The 15759-nt window shown below is 44.6% G+C and carries 14 protein-coding genes, 8 tRNA genes and 1 rRNA gene; 3 read left to right on the top strand and 20 right to left on the bottom strand.

Translation table 11 applies throughout. The features are described from left to right. Together G5B06_RS17615 and G5B06_RS19695 are read right to left on the bottom strand one after the other, a co-directional pair. A partial coding sequence (locus tag G5B06_RS17615; RefSeq protein WP_330606752.1) for a hypothetical protein occupies positions 1 to 225 on the bottom strand: 225 nt, incomplete at its 3' end. Further along, on the bottom strand, positions 219 to 383 hold the full coding sequence (locus G5B06_RS19695) for a hypothetical protein (protein ID WP_148445175.1): 165 nt from the start codon (positions 381 to 383) through the stop codon (positions 219 to 221). The genes G5B06_RS17615 and G5B06_RS19695, both read right to left, overlap by 7 nt. Positions 384 to 507: 124 nt before the next feature. Here G5B06_RS19695 and G5B06_RS17605 point away from each other — a divergent pair, with 124 nt between their 5' ends. Beyond that, complete coding sequence (locus G5B06_RS17605) at positions 508 to 1572, top strand: site-specific integrase (RefSeq protein WP_243279072.1); 1065 nt, start codon at positions 508 to 510, stop codon at positions 1570 to 1572. A gap of 111 nt (positions 1573 to 1683) precedes the next feature. Here G5B06_RS17605 and G5B06_RS17600 read toward each other — a convergent pair. From G5B06_RS17600 to G5B06_RS17580, 5 genes are all read right to left on the bottom strand, one after another. Next, positions 1684 to 1757: transfer RNA gene (locus tag G5B06_RS17600), tRNA-Arg, on the bottom strand. 158 nt (positions 1758 to 1915) lie between these two features. Beyond that, a complete protein-coding gene (locus G5B06_RS17595; RefSeq protein ID WP_173763174.1) occupies positions 1916 to 3148 on the bottom strand; it encodes an ABC transporter permease in 1233 nt (410 codons plus the stop codon). Beyond that, positions 3141 to 4928, bottom strand: coding sequence for an efflux RND transporter periplasmic adaptor subunit (locus tag G5B06_RS17590; RefSeq protein WP_173763173.1), 1788 nt, complete (start codon positions 4926 to 4928; stop codon positions 3141 to 3143). The genes G5B06_RS17595 and G5B06_RS17590 overlap by 8 nt, the downstream gene beginning before the upstream one ends. A gap of 5 nt (positions 4929 to 4933) precedes the next feature. After that, positions 4934 to 5641 (bottom strand): ABC transporter ATP-binding protein, encoded by a 708-nt coding sequence (locus G5B06_RS17585; protein WP_148445137.1) that lies wholly within the window; start codon positions 5639 to 5641, stop codon positions 4934 to 4936. A gap of 259 nt (positions 5642 to 5900) precedes the next feature. Then, positions 5901 to 7295, bottom strand: coding sequence for an aminopeptidase (locus G5B06_RS17580; protein ID WP_148445138.1), 1395 nt, complete (start codon positions 7293 to 7295; stop codon positions 5901 to 5903). A 261-nt stretch (positions 7296 to 7556) separates the two neighbouring features. On the opposite strand from G5B06_RS17580, the gene G5B06_RS17575 reads away from it, so the two are divergent. Further along, positions 7557 to 9269 (top strand): ABC-ATPase domain-containing protein, encoded by a 1713-nt coding sequence (locus G5B06_RS17575; protein WP_173772651.1) that lies wholly within the window; start codon positions 7557 to 7559, stop codon positions 9267 to 9269. Between the two features lie 278 nt (positions 9270 to 9547). On the opposite strand, the gene G5B06_RS17570 is transcribed toward G5B06_RS17575, so the two are convergent. From G5B06_RS17570 to G5B06_RS17520, 11 genes are all read right to left on the bottom strand, one after another. Further along, positions 9548 to 10279: a histidine phosphatase family protein gene (locus tag G5B06_RS17570; protein ID WP_148445140.1), complete on the bottom strand. Its 732-nt coding sequence runs from the start codon at positions 10277 to 10279 to the stop codon at positions 9548 to 9550. Between the two features lie 99 nt (positions 10280 to 10378). Next, positions 10379 to 10789, bottom strand: coding sequence for a metal-dependent transcriptional regulator (locus G5B06_RS17565; RefSeq protein ID WP_148445141.1), 411 nt, complete (start codon positions 10787 to 10789; stop codon positions 10379 to 10381). Between the two features lie 117 nt (positions 10790 to 10906). Beyond that, the gene (locus G5B06_RS17560; RefSeq protein ID WP_173763170.1) at positions 10907 to 11491 is read right to left on the bottom strand and encodes a TetR/AcrR family transcriptional regulator; all 585 of its coding nucleotides are present in this window, start codon (positions 11489 to 11491) and stop codon (positions 10907 to 10909) included. 169 nt (positions 11492 to 11660) lie between these two features. After that, on the bottom strand, positions 11661 to 12704 hold the full coding sequence (hydE, locus tag G5B06_RS17555; protein ID WP_173772649.1) for a [FeFe] hydrogenase H-cluster radical SAM maturase HydE: 1044 nt from the start codon (positions 12702 to 12704) through the stop codon (positions 11661 to 11663). Positions 12705 to 12878: 174 nt separating this feature from the next. Further along, complete coding sequence (locus G5B06_RS17550) at positions 12879 to 13631, bottom strand: tRNA threonylcarbamoyladenosine dehydratase (protein ID WP_118062057.1); 753 nt, start codon at positions 13629 to 13631, stop codon at positions 12879 to 12881. A gap of 217 nt (positions 13632 to 13848) precedes the next feature. Further along, positions 13849 to 13932: transfer RNA gene (locus G5B06_RS17545), tRNA-Leu, on the bottom strand. Positions 13933 to 13956: 24 nt separating this feature from the next. Further along, positions 13957 to 14029: transfer RNA gene (locus tag G5B06_RS17540), tRNA-Val, on the bottom strand. A gap of 9 nt (positions 14030 to 14038) precedes the next feature. Then, a tRNA-Asp gene (locus G5B06_RS17535) sits at positions 14039 to 14112 on the bottom strand. A 24-nt stretch (positions 14113 to 14136) separates the two neighbouring features. Beyond that, positions 14137 to 14210 (bottom strand) — tRNA-Ile (locus G5B06_RS17530). A gap of 4 nt (positions 14211 to 14214) precedes the next feature. Then, positions 14215 to 14287: transfer RNA gene (locus tag G5B06_RS17525), tRNA-Thr, on the bottom strand. Between the two features lie 53 nt (positions 14288 to 14340). Beyond that, positions 14341 to 14412, bottom strand: a tRNA-Glu gene (locus G5B06_RS17520). Between the two features lie 314 nt (positions 14413 to 14726). On the opposite strand from G5B06_RS17520, the gene G5B06_RS17515 reads away from it, so the two are divergent. Beyond that, positions 14727 to 15293 (top strand): flavodoxin family protein, encoded by a 567-nt coding sequence (locus tag G5B06_RS17515; RefSeq protein WP_173763168.1) that lies wholly within the window; start codon positions 14727 to 14729, stop codon positions 15291 to 15293. A gap of 208 nt (positions 15294 to 15501) precedes the next feature. On the opposite strand, the gene G5B06_RS17510 is transcribed toward G5B06_RS17515, so the two are convergent. Together G5B06_RS17510 and G5B06_RS18820 are read right to left on the bottom strand one after the other, a co-directional pair. Further along, a tRNA-Asn gene (locus G5B06_RS17510) sits at positions 15502 to 15574 on the bottom strand. A gap of 91 nt (positions 15575 to 15665) precedes the next feature. Beyond that, positions 15666 to 15759 (bottom strand): 23S ribosomal RNA (locus G5B06_RS18820); the annotation flags it as partial.

The following is a 15759-nucleotide window of genomic DNA, read 5'->3' as shown; positions in this document are numbered from 1 at the left end:
CACCAGGTAATCATTCCATTTAAAGAACTCTTTTGCAGCCACAGTAACAGCCATAGCAGCACAGATCACCGCTGCCACAATTAATACACGGCCACGTATCTTCTTTCTCTTATATCTTTTACCTGCAACATCTGCTTCATCAATCTGCTGCAGCGTCTCTTCAAACTTTTCGTGAAAATCATACGGTACTTCTGGTGCTATATCTTTCCATTTATTTTCTAACATGGCATTTTCCCCTTTCCTGTCACTTTATCCGACATTTTACTGTTCTTCCTGGCAGTTGGTGGTTTTTCCTCATTAGAAAGCTGTTCTTTTAAAGAATCTCTTGCCCTGGAAAGTTTGCTTTTGATCGTTCCTGTCGGGATCTCCAGAATTTCACTAATCTCTTTTTGCGAAAAAAGACTTCACAAGTACAATATCTTATACAACCCTAAAAGAGATGCCTGGTACACTGCCAATCCCCAGAACTATGACAAACGAATTCAACGAAAAACCCGCGGTGAATTGTTGGATGCATTAAAGCCATACTATATAGAAGCCACTTCCACTTGCCTACAGGATATCTTTGAGGAATGGCTGAACTACAAAAGAACTATCACTGACAGTCCTAACACTATCTGTGCCCACAGAAAACACTGGAAAAGATTTTTTGACGGAACTGATTTCTTTCAGATTCCCTTACAGGAAATCAAGGTCTCGGATATCAATTCCTGGGCCAACCAGTTGATCAAAAAATATAATTTATCCAGTCACGCCTGGCAGACGATAAAAACCATTCCAAAACAGATGTTTGAGTATGCGAAAGACCATGGATATATTGCCAGTAATCCATTTCCTGAACTCAAGGTAACCGTTAAATTCCGTCAGGTGTCTAAACCAACCAGTGAAACTCAAGTTTACAATACCAACGAATATCATAATATCATTGAGGATCTCTGGAAATCATACGACAAGAAACATGAAGCACGCTTTTTGTCCATCGTTTGCAATTTTCTGATGGGATTACGTGCCGGAGAATTGTGTGCCCTTCGCTGGCGAGATCTGAACATGGACAAGTGGGAAATATCAATTATCCAGGAAATGGTACATATGGATGCTACAGAGCTGAGTAATCCTTATTATGATGTGTATAAGACTTCCGGACAAATTGTTATTCTTCCTGGTCAGGAAGGTAGAAAAGGTGTGTATGTATTGCTTGATCATACCAAGACTCATACAGAGCGTGTCATTCCTGTTGTACACAAAGCTCAGGAGATTTTTCAATTATTAAGATCAAATGCTCCTGATGCCCAACCTGATGACTTCATCTTCGGATATGGCAGCAAATATTTAAATCTCCGTTCAATTAACAGTATGCTGGAATACGCCTGCAAGCATATTTGTACCGACGTAAAGCGCAGTCACAAGCTGAGAAAGACTTACGCAAGCCGACTGAACGCAGCCGGTCTGCCTCTGGATCAGATCCGTGCCTGCCTCGGCCACAGCAACACCGCAACAACATTAGGATACATCTATAATCCACTGACTCCGGAGGAAAGTCTGAGTATCATGGAGAAGGCATTTGCAAACTGATTTCACCCGAATTTTCCTTGTCACAGGAAGTCACAGGTTCGAGCTCAAATTCACAAACACAAAAAAGCCGGAAACCATTGATTTTTCAAGGTTTCCAGCCTTTCGACATAGCGTGCGTTAGAGGATTCGAACCCCCGACCTTTTGGTCCGTAGCCAAACGCTCTATCCAGCTGAGCTAAACGCACATCTTTGTTGCTTTTCCTTTGTGATATTTCGTATCACCGCTGCAACAATATGTATGATACTCTAAGGCCTGTAAAATGTCAAGGGTTTTTTGAAAGTTTTTTTATTTTTTTTTAAAAATATTTTTTATTGCTATTTTTGATGCAAAAGCAACAGTTTTCTAGTTTCTTCTGAGTGCCTCAATAGGACTGAGTTTGGCTGCTTTTCTTGCCGGATAGATTCCGAAGAATACACCTACTGCACAGGAGAATAATGTTGCCGCCAGGATGGTTCCCAGACTGATCCCTGGTGTGATGGTGGTTCCCATACTGTTTCCGATCACCGCACAGATCACATGCCCCCCTGCGATACCAAGCACAATGCCGATCAGGCCACCCATGATGGTCAGGATCGCTGCCTCAGCAAGGAACTGAAGCATAATGGAAGAAGTCTTTGCCCCAAGGGATTTACGGATGCCGATCTCCCTAGTACGCTCTGTGACGGACACCAGCATGATATTCATAACACCAATACCGCCTACCAGAAGGGAAATTCCCGCAACAAAAGAAATAAATGCGGTGACCATTCCAAGCATCTGGTTCATGGATTTCATGATATCCTGGAAGCTCTGTACCTGGAAATAATCGTCTCCGGCACACTGATGGCGTCTCTCCAGAAGATTTACGATCTTATCTGCCACCACCTGGGAATCCAGATTTTTATCTGCCTGGACTGTGATCTGATAAAACTCACCGGTACTTCCTGTAAAGTCATCCATGGCCGTATAAGGCACGTTAATGGACACAGGCATGCCATCATAGGTATAGCTGACAAAAGTGCCGTTCTCCTTCTGTGTGGTAACTCCGCAGATGCGGAACGTTTTGGTCAGATCATAGCAGGTGACATCTAGAGTCATTCCCACTACATCGTCCGTTCCAAAAAGCCGCTTCGCATCAGCATCGGAGATTACGCAGACATTTTTTCCCTCTTCCACCTCTTTCTGCCCGAAATAGCTTCCGTACTTCATAGAAGCATTGTCCACCAGTTTTGCATCCTGAGCCTCTCCGGTCACAGTCAGATTAAAATCACCTTTTCCGGTTACAGTCTCACCGATATAGGAATCTGAAACATTGACACCTTCCACGCCATCCAGTTCCCGGACTGCATCAATATCCTCCGGCTGGATCCAGACATCATCTGCAGTGGCATCATCGCTGCAGTAAACCGCGATCTGACCGCCGCCGATATCATTGATCTCACTGTTCATCTGATTCTTGGTTCCCTCACCAATGGAAACAATGGCGATCACCGACGCGATACCGATGATGATACCCAGCATGGTAAGAAACGATCTTCCCTTATTGGCCATAATATTGTGGATCGCCATTTTGATATATTCATAAATATTACTCATTGGCAGTCTCCCCTGTCTCTGCTGCACTGTCAACATCCGCTGGCGCTGCCTCTGCGGTCATTCCCTCTTCCAGGGAACCCAGATCCTCGATGACCTCGTCTCCTGCCCTGATTCCATCTGTAATTTCAACAAAATCCTCGGAGCTGATTCCCGTTGTGATATCCTGTTTTGTGATCACACCATCTTTCAGCACATAGCAGAAAGAACCATCTTTACCGATATTTACCACACCTGCCGGAAGCGTAACTACATCTTCAGCCTTTTCCGCATAGATCTTCACCTTTGCGTCAACACCGAGGAAAATATCTTTATCCGGTTTGTCAATGCTGACGGTAGCTGCGATCAGAGTAGAACCTTTCTCATTGGTTATCGCAATGTGGCTGATCTTTGTCACTTTACCAGTATATTTCTTATCACCAATGGTGATATCCGCAGTCTGGCCTTCTTTTACCTTTGCATAATCATACTTGGATACATTGATATCCACGCTGACTTTATCTGTATTCTGCAGGGTAAAAAGTTCCATTCCCTGTGTCACTGCCGCGCCCTGCTGCACTGCAGACTTGGAAATAACGCCATTAAAATCCGCCGTGATGCCTTTTTTTCCTTCTGCAACAAGTTCTTTTGCGGATTTGGCATCCAGTTCTGTAAGATTATTGCTGACACGCAGCTTCTCTTTTTCCTCCTTTGTAAGGCTGGTGGAATCTGCCTCTGCAATGGATTTCTGTGTCGCAAGATCAGACTGAAGATCTGCCAGATCAGAACTTGCCTGCTCAATGGCATTCTCAATTCCTGAAGTATCCACAGATGAACCTGTGGAAGCAGCGGATACACTTCCCTGGTCTGTCAGATCCTGTCCATCGTCCTGTGTTCCGTCTGTAACAAAATCTTCCCCTCCTGCACTGCTGTAATCCGAATATTCCGGCATTTTCGGCTGAGCCGCCTTTTTATCCTCGTAAGCTTCTTTCGCCGCCTGACAGTCGATCTCAGCCTGGCTTCTTGTACTCTCCGCTTCATCCAGTGCCTGCGCGTTCTCATCACTCTGGTCTGCCTGCCATTGGGCAAAAGCCATCTGGTAATTATTATCCGCCTGGTTATACTCGCTCTGCGCCTTAATATAGGCAGCATTCAGCTCGCCCAGTTCTTTCTGATACTGGGGAAGCGTTTCATTCTGATATGTAGTAAGCGCTGCCGCATATGCTCTCTGGATTTCTGCCTCCTGGGCTGCCTGAGCATCGGCTTTTGCCTGGGCTTCCGCCTGAGCCTGGGCCTGTGCGTCTGCTGCTGCCTGCGCCTGTACAGATGCCAGCTGAGATTTCAGTGATGCCAGATAGTTCTGCTTATCTTTCACCTGCTGTTCCAGACTGGAAGCTTTTGATTTGGCGTCATTCTGTTTCTGCTGTGCCTCATCGGATTTATTGATGGAATTTTTGTAATCATACTCTCCGGATTTCACATTCAGTTCTGCCTTCTGATTATCTCTCTCCAGATCTTTCAACTCAAATTCCACAAGTTTTGTGCCCTTTGAGACAGAATCACCTTCTGCAAAAGATACGTTTTTTATCTGCGCGTTTACCGGTGAATAAAAAGTTTTCTGTTCATCACTGACCACCGTTCCGGTTGCGTCCACGATTTCTTCCACATCTCCGGTTTCCGCCTTTGTAACTGAAACCTGAGGAATCTGTGCCTCACCGCGGCTTCCTCCCGCTACTGCGTAAACACCGCCTGCTACAACAGCAACTGCCGCCACACCGATCACAATCTTTTTCCCTTTTTTCATTTCTGTTAAGCCTCCTCGATGAATTCCTCATTAATCATATCTGATTCAATTTTTCCATCCATGATCCGGACCACTCGTTTGGCCTGAGCCGCAATTCCATTATCATGGGTGATCAGAATCAAAGTTTCTCCGGATCTGTGCATTCCCTTCAGAATTTCCATAATTTCCCGGCTGGATGCAGAGTCCAGATTTCCGGTTGGTTCATCCGCCAGAATCACCGGCGGCTTGGCAGCAATGGCTCTTGCAATGGCCACACGCTGCTGCTGTCCTCCTGACATTTCGTTTGGTTTATGATCCATACGCTTCTCAAGTCCGACTTTTTTGAGGGATTCCACAGCAAGTTTTCTTCTTGTTTTCCGGTCAATCCCACGATAGATCAGAGGAAGCTCCACATTTTCTATTGCAGTAAGATTTGCAATCAGGTTAAAACCCTGAAAGATAAAACCGATCTCCTTATTTCGTACCACCGAAAGATCATTATCTTTCATTGTGGATACGTCTGTTCCATTCAGATAATATTTCCCGGAGGTGGGAACATCCAGACAGCCCAGCATGTTCATAAATGTAGATTTTCCGGATCCGGACTGTCCGATGATAGCCACAAATTCACCTTTATGGATCTCCAGGTTCACATGATCCAGCGCCCGCACCTCATTTTCTCCGGGATTGTAGACCTTGCACAGATCCACTACCCGTACCAATGCTTCTTCCATAATTAAAGTACTCCTTCTAAAGTAAACCAGACTCAGGAAAGCCACACTCACTGCTTATTACTTTTCGCAACCCCGCAGGGGACTTACTTGATTTGGTTAAAAAATACAGAGCGAAGTCTGCAGGGGATACTGCTGTTTATGGTCGGAACAATCCGCACCAAAACAGCAGCAGGCAGACTGCTCTGTCATTTCCGGGAAAACCCCGCTCATTAATCTGTAACGAAAAGATCACCTGAATGTCTTCAGAACTGACACATTTTTATGCATCAAGTAAAAATGCTTTATATGCTTTGTATGCCTCATACACATCCGCCTTGCTGGTAACTTCCCACGGAGCATGCATACTCAGCACAGCCACACCGCTGTCAATGACTTCCATTCCGTAAAGTGCCGCAATATAAGCGATGGTTCCGCCGCCACCAAAATCGACTTTTCCAAGCTCCGCTGTCTGGAAAGCAACATCATGATCATCAAAGATCCTGCGTACTCTTGCCACATACTCTGCGTTGGCATCGTTGGAACCGGATTTTCCTCTTGCTCCGGTGAACTTGTTAAGAACAATGCCGCGTCCCAGATATGCCGCATTCTTTTTCTCAAAAGCCTCTGCATAAGCCGGATCATAACCTGCGCTTACGTCAGAAGAAAGCATGCTGGAATTGCGAAGTGCACGTCTTAAGGCAAGCTCGGAATAGCAGCCCATTCCATCCAGAAGCTCTGCCACACTGTTCTCAAAAAATCTGGACTGCATACCGGTGGCACCAACGCTTCCGATCTCTTCCTTATCTACAAGGAGACAGCATCCGGTACGTTTCGGTGTCTCTTTCATCTCCAGCATTGCCGCAAGAGAAGTATAGGCGCATACACGGTCATCCTGTCCATATGCCGCGATCATGCTGCGGTCAAGTCCACAGTCTCTGGCTTTTCCTGCCGGAACGATCTCCAGCTCTGCGGAAAGAAAATCTTCCTCTTCAATACCATATTTTTCATTCAGGATATTCAGAACGTTTTGTTTTACAGCATCTTTTTTCTTATCATCCGGAAGGTCCGCAAGAGGTCTGCTGCCGATCAGGATATCCAGCTTCTCACCCTCAATAACCTCAGCAGCCTTTTTCTGGAGCTGTTTTCCGGAAAGGTGGATCAGAAGATCTGTGATGTAAAGTACCGGATCTTCCTCATCCTCACCAATGCTGACCTCCACAACACTGCCGTCCTTCTTTGCAACAACACCATGCATGGCAAGTGGAAGTGTCACCCACTGATATTTTTTCACACCGCCGTAATAATGGGTATCCAGATAAGCAAGGTCTGTATCCTCATACAGTGGATTCTGCTTCACATCCAGCCTCGGTGAGTCAATATGTGCACAGAGGATACTCATGCCTCTGGAAAGTTCTTCGCATCCTACATGGAACAGGGCGACGATCTTCTTCATTCCTATTGCATAAACCTTGTCACCGGCTTTGATCTTCTCGCCTTTTTCGATCTTGGACTCAAGGGATTCGTATCCGGCAGCTTCTGCTTCCTTCACGATCTCTGTAACGCATTCACGCTCTGTTTTTCCTTTATCCAGAAATTCTCTGTAGGCTTTTGCAAGATTCTCTATTTCTGTCTCTTCTGCTTCCTTGTAGGAGAGCCACGCATTTCTTCTTTCCATCTTCATGTTCCACCTTTCTTTATAACTTCTGACAGATACCGTTTCTCATCATATTATCTGCAATCTGTCTACTATTATAGGTCAAACATTTACGAATTTCCACCGCAATTCCCATTCTTTACAAAATCTTTATGATTCGTTATAGTAGTTCTTAAGAATTGGCCCTGTATCCAAAATTTTCAGGTATCTCACACACGGAAAGCTTTCTGTTTCACCGTAGACTTTACCTGTATGCTCCAACAGGGCAAAGGAGGAAACAACATGCAAGCATCTGCTCAGTTAAAAGAGCTTCTTCACAGCATCAACCGCAAAAGTTATCCCGCATACAAGTCCCTGCGGGGTGCATACCAGTTTGACCGTTACATTTTGTCTATTGACCACGTACAGGGAGATCCTTTTGCATCTCCGTCTCATATCAGCGTGAAACTTTCCCACCGTGACACCGGATTTCCGGGAGAATATTACAAGGATTCCCTGACCCGTATCACACTGGGAGATTTCCTGAACCGACAGTTTGAACAGCAGGTAAATCATTATACCTTCCGTGCAAAAGGCTCCGGAAAAAGTGGCCTTATCTCCGTCAGTCACTGTGGTCAGGAAGTTCTTGCGCGTACTGCCTGCGAGATTACGGAAAAAGGCATCACTGCCCGGTTTTTTATCGGTTTCCCGGCCAATGGCAGAACCATCAACTCCCCCGAACTGGAAAAAATCCTCTTCGATTTTCTCCCGGTCTGCGTGCATAAAGCGTTCTTTTACCGGAACCTTGACGCCAGCCGTCTGAAAGAAGCCATCGAGCTCGCCGAAGACCAGGAATATATCCGCCAGGAACTTGCGAAGCGTTCCCTGGCTGCTTTTGTAAACGATGGAGCCATCCTTCCCAGGGAAAGCGGCATCTCTTCCCGCCCGATGAAAAATTCCGTTCCTTTTGTTTCTCCGGAAAACCTGCGGATTTCCATGGATCTGCCCCACAGAGGAACCATCACAGGCATGGGCATTCCCTGCGGCATCACATTGATCGTAGGCGGCGGCTACCACGGCAAGTCTACCTTGCTTAACGCACTGGAACTGGGTATTTACAACCATATTTCCGGTGATGGCCGTGAATATGTTATTACCGATTCCTCTGCCCAGAAACTCCGCTCTGAAGATGGCCGTTTTATCAAAGATGTAAATATTTCTCTTTTTATCAACGATCTTCCAAACAAAAAAGACACCCTCTGCTTTTCTACAGAGGATGCCAGCGGCAGCACTTCCCAGGCTGCCGGGATCGTGGAAAGTATGGAAGCCGGAAGTAAAGTTTTTCTTCTTGACGAGGATACTTCTGCCACCAATTTTATGGTGCGGGATTCCTTCATGCAGCGCGTGATCTGCCGGGAAAAAGAGCCCATCACTCCATTTCTGGAACGTGCACGGGATCTCTATGAAAAGGCTGGGATCTCCACCATTCTGGTTGCCGGAAGCTCCGGAGCATTTTTCCACATTGCGGATACTGTGATCCAGATGGATAATTATCATCCTGTAGATATCACAGCAGTTACCAGAAAACTCTGTCAGGAATATCCGCTCTCAGACGTTGAAACACCAGCGTTTTGCCTGCCGGAAAGCCATCGTGTCATGACCAGAGCCAAAGCAGCTCCATCCCGCCACAGCCGCCCGGGCCAGCCGGAAAGACTGAAAACCAAAGTTCATGGCAAAGACGGCTTCTCTATTGGAAAAACGGAAGTGGACCTCCGCTATGTGGAGCAACTGATCGACTCCGAGCAGACAGCTTCTCTGGCATTGCTTCTGAAGTATGCCTGTGAACATCTCATTGACGGAAAACGTACTCTGCCGGAGATCGTCACTTATCTGGATTCCCAGCTGAAAAAACAGGGCCTGGATTTCTTCTCTGAGGGAAGCTATATTCCATGTGGTTATGCCATGCCAAGGATCCAGGAGATCTATTCCTGTTTCAACCGTTACAGAAGACCGTAAATCAAAACCACCGTCCTGTCGGCTCTGTCTTGCCAACGGAACGGTGGTTTATCTTCATACATATTTTAGGGAAAGGAAAGAGTTTTTCTTAAGAGCTTCTGTTCTCTTAAGATGTTTATATCATACAGGATAAATGTGAGAGAAATTTGTACAATTTCTAATAAATTTATAAATTTTATTAACGAAGTCTAACCATTTCCCAAAATAATCCTGTTGACCTTTATTTTCTGTTGTATTCCGGAAAATTCCCGGGATATTACGGCCTTTTCTTTCTCTCTTTAATCATGTCTCTGCTCTTTATTATCATAGGTCTCACAGAATCTGGCAGCAAAGGCCGGTGGCTCCTGATGGGCATACAGATGTGAGATATCCCCAAAAGAACTCATACGGAAGGATGCGATTCCTTTTCTTCTCTCCTCCGTTACGATGGTGCTCACCGATGACGGCGCCGCACAGAAATTCTGCAGCATGACCAGTGGAGAAATGCTGAGAAGATAACTGATCAACACACAGCTTACTCCGAAATGGCAGAAGAACACAAGGGTATCCTCGTTGGCTTTCTCCGCTCTGTAGTAATGTCCCTCACGCACATAACCATGTTCTGCCAGAACTTTATCAAAATTCTGTGTAACCCAGTCATACTCTTCTTTCATTTTTCCTTCTCTCAGGATATCATTATCCCACCAACGGTCAAAACTGTAGAAGTTCTCAATCTTCGTCCAGTCCTGGGGGAGCCAGTCCCAGGGAATGATCTTCTCCCCGTTCATATCCGGTCTTTTGATCTTTACGTCAAATTCTCTGAGCCACTTACATTCTGTGGCTGTTCTTCCGGTTTTCTTCAATGTGCAGGATGCAGTATCCTTTGCTCTTCCAAGTGGTGAGACATAAAAATCCCTGACATCAAGAGCAGCGATCTTCTCGGAAAGGAATTCCGCCTCTTTCCAGCCCTTTTCGGTCAGGGAATCTATTGTGTAATCCGGGTCGCCATGTCGTATAAAAAGTAATTTCATCTTTTGGTATCCTCCATTTTATAACCTGGATTTCCATTATATTCTTATTTTTTCAGTTGTCAATTCCTGATATACTCTGTGACACTGTGAAAGATCCTCTTAAGCCTGATCTGCAGCATCCTCTTTTGCAGATTCCTGCTGTTCTCTCAGCTCATGTACCGCTCTCTTCAGTGCCTGGAAACTCTCTTCACTGATAATGTGCTCAATCCTGCAGGCATCATGAAGTGCTGTCTTTTCCTGTACTCCCAGCATCATCAGCCAGGAAGAGATCAGCTGGTGACGTTCGTATACCTTGTCCGCGATCTTATGCCCTTCTTCTGTCAGACGGATATCTCCGTTGTCTGCTACTGTGATGAGATTTTTCTGGCGAAGATTCTTCATGGCAACGCTGACACTTGGTTTCTTAAAGCCCATTTCTGATGCAATATCCACAGCTCTTACAAGCGAACTCTTATTTCCCAGAATCAGGATCGTCTCCAGATAATCTTCCGATGATTCATTTGATCTCATGCTGTTTACACCTCCCTCGGTTTGTTAAAACTAACCAAGTTAATCATAGCATACTTCTGGAAAATGAGCAATGGTTTTCACAGAAAAAAAGCCTGACAGCCCAAAGCTGCCAGGTCTTTACTGATTCCTGTTTATTTCCGCTGCAACTGCAAGGAAACTCTGGCTGGAACAGATCTTTAACATTCTGAAAATCTCCAGGAACTTTTCTCTCGAATAATCACCTCTGAGCAATTCACTGTATCCCTGCAATTTCGTTTCTGCCAGAATATGTACCAGATCACCATCTGCTTCTTTTCCACATTTTTCCCTGAAATTTTCCTGAAGAAACTGCTCCATTTTGGTGCAGGTATCTTCCCGGAAATTATCATATCTGGTTCCTTCCGCCCCATCCATAAGGATTCTTGCGATATCCCGGTTTTCCCAGATAAATTCCATAAGAATCCTGTCATTTTCTTCTGGCTGCAACTGTTTTTCCTGATTGGAAAAATCCCCGGTAATCTCTTTGAACTTTTCCACCGTTTCTTCCACGATCTCCTCAAAAAGAGCCGACTTGCTTTCAAAAAAGAAATATAGCGCTCCCGTAGTCACATCTGCTTTTTTGCAGATCGCCCGAAGAGAAGCCTTCAGAAATCCCCTGTCTCTGAATTCTTCCATTCCAGCTTCCAGAAGTCTGCTCCGCACAGCATTTTCTGTTTTTTCCATATTGTACGCACTCCATAATTTTTCCTGTTTTATCCGCATACAGGAAAATTCCGCTTGTTTCTGATCAGCTGTTAATTTTTTAGCAATCTGATCTTAATGGTATTTTACCGTAAATTACCCAAAAAAGAAAGTATTGATATATAAAATATTTAACCGAATCAGGGAAGTATCAGGCCATCATCGGGGAATCTCCACGGTCTGTGACGATCTCATATCCTACCGACTCCACACGTCTGGAAAGACATCCTCTGCACTCTGCCGCTTCCTCTCCCGTACAGATTTTGTTATCATAAAGTTCGTACTGTTTCCGGTTCTTCACAGGAGAAAGATTTGGCATTACCACATTGGCGCCTGCCTGGAAACCTTTTTCCCGACCTCTGGGATCCAGGGTTCCAAGTGCTGTGGTCGCCGGAAGAAGTACCTGTGGCAGCATAATCCGGATCACAGACAAAAGGAACAGCGTCAGATCCACACTTCCCGCAGGTTCCTCTGCAAATTTCGTATCATGATGTGGGATAAACGGTCCGATCCCCACCATATGCGGGTTCAGCTCTTTCAGAAAAACAAGATCCTCCGCCAGATGCTCCATGGTCTGTCCCGGGGCCCCTACCATAAAACCTGCTCCGATCTGATATCCAAGATCCTTCAGATCATAAAGACACTGTTTCCGGTTTGTAAGGCTTAAATTCTCCGGATGGAGATAGCGGTAATGTTCCTCATTGGCTGTCTCATGGCGGAGTAAATAACGGTCTGCGCCGGCTTCTTTGAACTTCTGATAACTTTCTTTTGATTTCTCCCCAATGGACAACGTAATGGCACAGTCCGGATATCCCTGTTTGATGGACTGGATGATATCCACCATTCGGTCATCGTTAAACCATGGATCTTCTCCGCCCTGGAGCACAAATGTCCGAAATCCCAACTCATAACCATTCTCACAGCACTTAAGGATTTCTTCCTTTGTAAGACTGTAACGGATGGCATTTTTGTTAGAACGGCGAATTCCGCAGTAATAACAGTCATTTCTGCAATAATTGGTAAATTCGATCAGACCTCTTGTATAGATTTTATTTCCAAAATATTTCTTCTGAATACGGACAGCTTCTTCCCGAAGCAGACGAACCGCATCTACATCCTGATATAACCGCAGAAGTTCCGGATATTCTTCCTTTGTCAGCTGTCCCTCTTTTATAAATTTTTCAACGATCCCCATACTTTATCTGTCCTTCTCTTTTATTTACAGAATTATCTATAGAAAATATTTTATCATAAAAAATCTGAACATTCTATAAAAAGAACTGTTTTTGCGGAGACAATTAAAAACAGATACTGCACAGTATAAGTAACTTGCAATATCTGTTCTTGCGGAATATCCAAATTTTAGATTTTATTTGATCAGATCTTTTACAACTTCGCCGGCAATAATCAGACCCACTACTGATGGCACAAAAGCGTTGCTTCCCGGTACCTGACGGCGCTGGGTACATTTTCTTTTCGTTCCCGGAGGACAGATGCAGTGAGATTTGCAGCTGATCGCCATGTCATCAATGGGAGTCATCGGTTTCTCCTGTGAATAAACAACTTTCAGTTTTTTGATCCCTCGTTTTTTCAGCTCACGACGCATGACCTTTGCCAGCGGGCAGACAGATGTCTTATAAATATCTGTCACCATAAAGCCGGTAGGGTCCATCTTATTTCCGGCGCCCATGGAGCTGATGATTGGTGTTCCTGAAGCTTTTGCCTGCTCTACAAGCATCAGTTTTCCAGTTACCGTGTCAATGGCATCGACCACATAATCATACTGGGAGAAATCAAAGGAATCTGCTGTCTCCGGCACATAAAATGTCTTATGGATATTTACAACTGCATCTGGATTGATTTCAAGGATACGGTCTCTGGCCACATCAACTTTATATTTTCCTACCGTTTTTCTTGTTGCATAAATCTGGCGGTTGATATTGGTAAGGCATACTTTGTCATCATCGATCAGATCCAGGGTTCCCACACCACTTCTCACCAGTGCTTCCACTGTATATCCGCCAACGCCGCCAATTCCGAATACTGCAACTCTAGAATTTTTCAGCTTTTCCATTCCTTCTTTTCCAATTAATAATTCTGTTCTTGAAAACTGATTCAGCATTTTCTGATTTCTCCTTATATTCTTTCCATATATATTTCTGCAGTTAACAGACTGATTTTATCCATGTCTGTCTGATTCGTTTTATAACTGTCAGGATTCTATCATGGGAAAATAACCTTGTCAATATCCCTACCAACACACTAGGAATATTTTCCTATTTCTGCAAACAAATCTTATGACACAAAAAAAGATTCCTGAAAAGGAATCTTACTGATACTGCGGGTAGCCGGACTTGAACCGGCACGGAGTTGCCCCCGAGAGATTTTAAGTCTCTTGTGTCTGCCTATTCCACCATACCCGCATATTCAATTAAATTGTTCAAAAATGGGGCCTATAGGGCTCGAACCTATGACCCTCTGCTTGTAAGGCAGATGCTCTCCCAGCTGAGCTAAGACCCCAAATATGAACGACCCAGAAGAGACTCGAACTCTCGACCTCCGCCGTGACAGGGCGGCGCTCTAACCAACTGAGCCACTGGGCCATGCAAAATATAAAACTTATAAAATGGACCTTCGGGGACTCGAACCCAGGACCGACCGGTTATGAGCCGGTTGCTCTAACCAACTGAGCTAAAGGTCCAAAAAGCCGATGATCGGACTCGAACCGATAACCTGCTGATTACAAATCAGCTGCTCTGCCAATTGAGCCACATCGGCGTATTAACACCAAATGTTGAATCGAGTCAATGAATATCCAATTTAGTTTTAAGTGACTCCAAGGGGATTTGAACCCCTGTTACCGCCGTGAAAGGGCGGTGTCTTAACCGCTTGACCATGGAGCCATATTTCGTATTTGTTTTTCGCTGTTTCGTATTTCCCTCAGCGACGAGTTAAATAATACCATACCTTTTTCATAATTGCAAGCTTTTTTTTGAAAAATTTCAATTTTTTTTACAAAGCTGTAAAACAGGCCGAAAACCCTTATAAAATAAGGCTTTTCGAGGGTTCTCCGTTACTCTTCGAAGCATCATCCTAAAAAATTTTTTCTGTTTTTTTCCAACATTGACATTATTTTTTCCCTGTATATAATTGAAAGTACAGCGACTTCTATCATAGTCAGTCGCCGAAAATTCATATGAAAGGATGACACTCAATAATGAAAGTTTTATTACTGAACGGCAGTCCGAGAAAAGAAGGCTGCACTTATACAGCACTTACAGAAATCGCAGAAACCTTAAAGAAGAATGGTGTGGAGGCTGAGATCTTCCAGGCTGGCGACCCTGCCCCTGAGAACGTTGCTGCCGCAGCTGCCATTATGAAAGAGGCTGATGCCCTTGTTGTTGGCTCTCCTGTTTACTGGGCTTCTCCTTCCGGCCAGATCATTGAATTTATGGATAAATTCGCTTCCAAAGCCGGAAAAGACATGATCCACAAACCAGCTGCAGCAGTTGCTTCCGCAAGACGTGCCGGTACTACTGCAACTCTGGATGTACTGATCAAATACTTTACCTACCATCAGATGCCAGTTGTATCCGGAAACTACTGGCCAATGGTTCACGGCAACACTCCGGATGACGTCAGAAAAGACGCCGAGGGCCTTCAGATCATGCGTACAGTAGGCAATAATATGGCATGGCTCTTAAAATGCATTGAAGCCGGTAAAAAGGCCGGTATCGAGGCTCCTGAGACAGAGCAGAAGATCATGACAAACTTCATTCGATAAATTGCGATCTCATTTTCCTTTGATTACAACAAGTAAAGCTCCTGTATAAGTACAAAAGCAGCAAATACTGAGCGGAAACTTGTCCAAAAAAGTAACGCCTGTGTATACAAATATTTTTCTGTATACGCAGGCGTTGTTTATATATCTACAATTTCTTTTATAAAATAAAAAAATCCCATAAACTTCACGTTTACAGGCAATAAAAAAGCTCCCCCTGTTGGACTCGAACCAACGACACTGCGGTTAACAGCCGCATGCTCTACCGACTGAGCTAAGGAGGAATACTTAATTTAAGGTTTGTACCTTAAAAACTACATACATGCTTGTTGATTGTTAATCAAACTCTTTGAATCAATTCTTAACCTGCGTTTCTTGGTCAAGCCCTCACCCGATTAGTAACAGTCAGCTCCATGCATTACTGCACTTCCACCTCTGCCCTATCTACCTCGTCGTCTTCAAGGGGGTT

Origin of the sequence: Blautia luti (assembly GCF_013304735.1) — a bacterium.
In the GTDB taxonomy this organism is placed as follows: Bacteria; Bacillota; Clostridia; order Lachnospirales; family Lachnospiraceae; genus Blautia_A.
Note: the sequence above shows the minus strand (reverse complement) of the source record. Positions and strands in the feature narration are given on the sequence as shown.

What these genes read in the sequence shown, in the direction of transcription:
- G5B06_RS17575 (WP_173772651.1), top strand. Translation starts at nt 7,557, where the DNA reads ATGCAAGCATCTGCTCAGTTAAAAGAGCTTCTTCACAGCATCAACCGC.
- G5B06_RS17550 (WP_118062057.1), bottom strand. Translation starts at nt 13,631, where the DNA reads ATGCTGAATCAGTTTTCAAGAACAGAATTATTAATTGGAAAAGAAGGA.
- G5B06_RS17565 (WP_148445141.1), bottom strand. Translation starts at nt 10,789, where the DNA reads ATGAGATCAAATGAATCATCGGAAGATTATCTGGAGACGATCCTGATT.
- G5B06_RS17570 (WP_148445140.1), bottom strand. Translation starts at nt 10,279, where the DNA reads ATGAAATTACTTTTTATACGACATGGCGACCCGGATTACACAATAGAT.
- G5B06_RS17560 (WP_173763170.1), bottom strand. Translation starts at nt 11,491, where the DNA reads ATGGAAAAAACAGAAAATGCTGTGCGGAGCAGACTTCTGGAAGCTGGA.
- G5B06_RS17580 (WP_148445138.1), bottom strand. Translation starts at nt 7,295, where the DNA reads ATGGAAAGAAGAAATGCGTGGCTCTCCTACAAGGAAGCAGAAGAGACA.
- G5B06_RS17590 (WP_173763173.1), bottom strand. Translation starts at nt 4,928, where the DNA reads ATGAAAAAAGGGAAAAAGATTGTGATCGGTGTGGCGGCAGTTGCTGTT.
- G5B06_RS17585 (WP_148445137.1), bottom strand. Translation starts at nt 5,641, where the DNA reads ATGGAAGAAGCATTGGTACGGGTAGTGGATCTGTGCAAGGTCTACAAT.
- G5B06_RS17515 (WP_173763168.1), top strand. Translation starts at nt 14,727, where the DNA reads ATGAAAGTTTTATTACTGAACGGCAGTCCGAGAAAAGAAGGCTGCACT.
- hydE (WP_173772649.1), bottom strand. Translation starts at nt 12,704, where the DNA reads ATGGGGATCGTTGAAAAATTTATAAAAGAGGGACAGCTGACAAAGGAA.
- G5B06_RS17595 (WP_173763174.1), bottom strand. Translation starts at nt 3,148, where the DNA reads ATGAGTAATATTTATGAATATATCAAAATGGCGATCCACAATATTATG.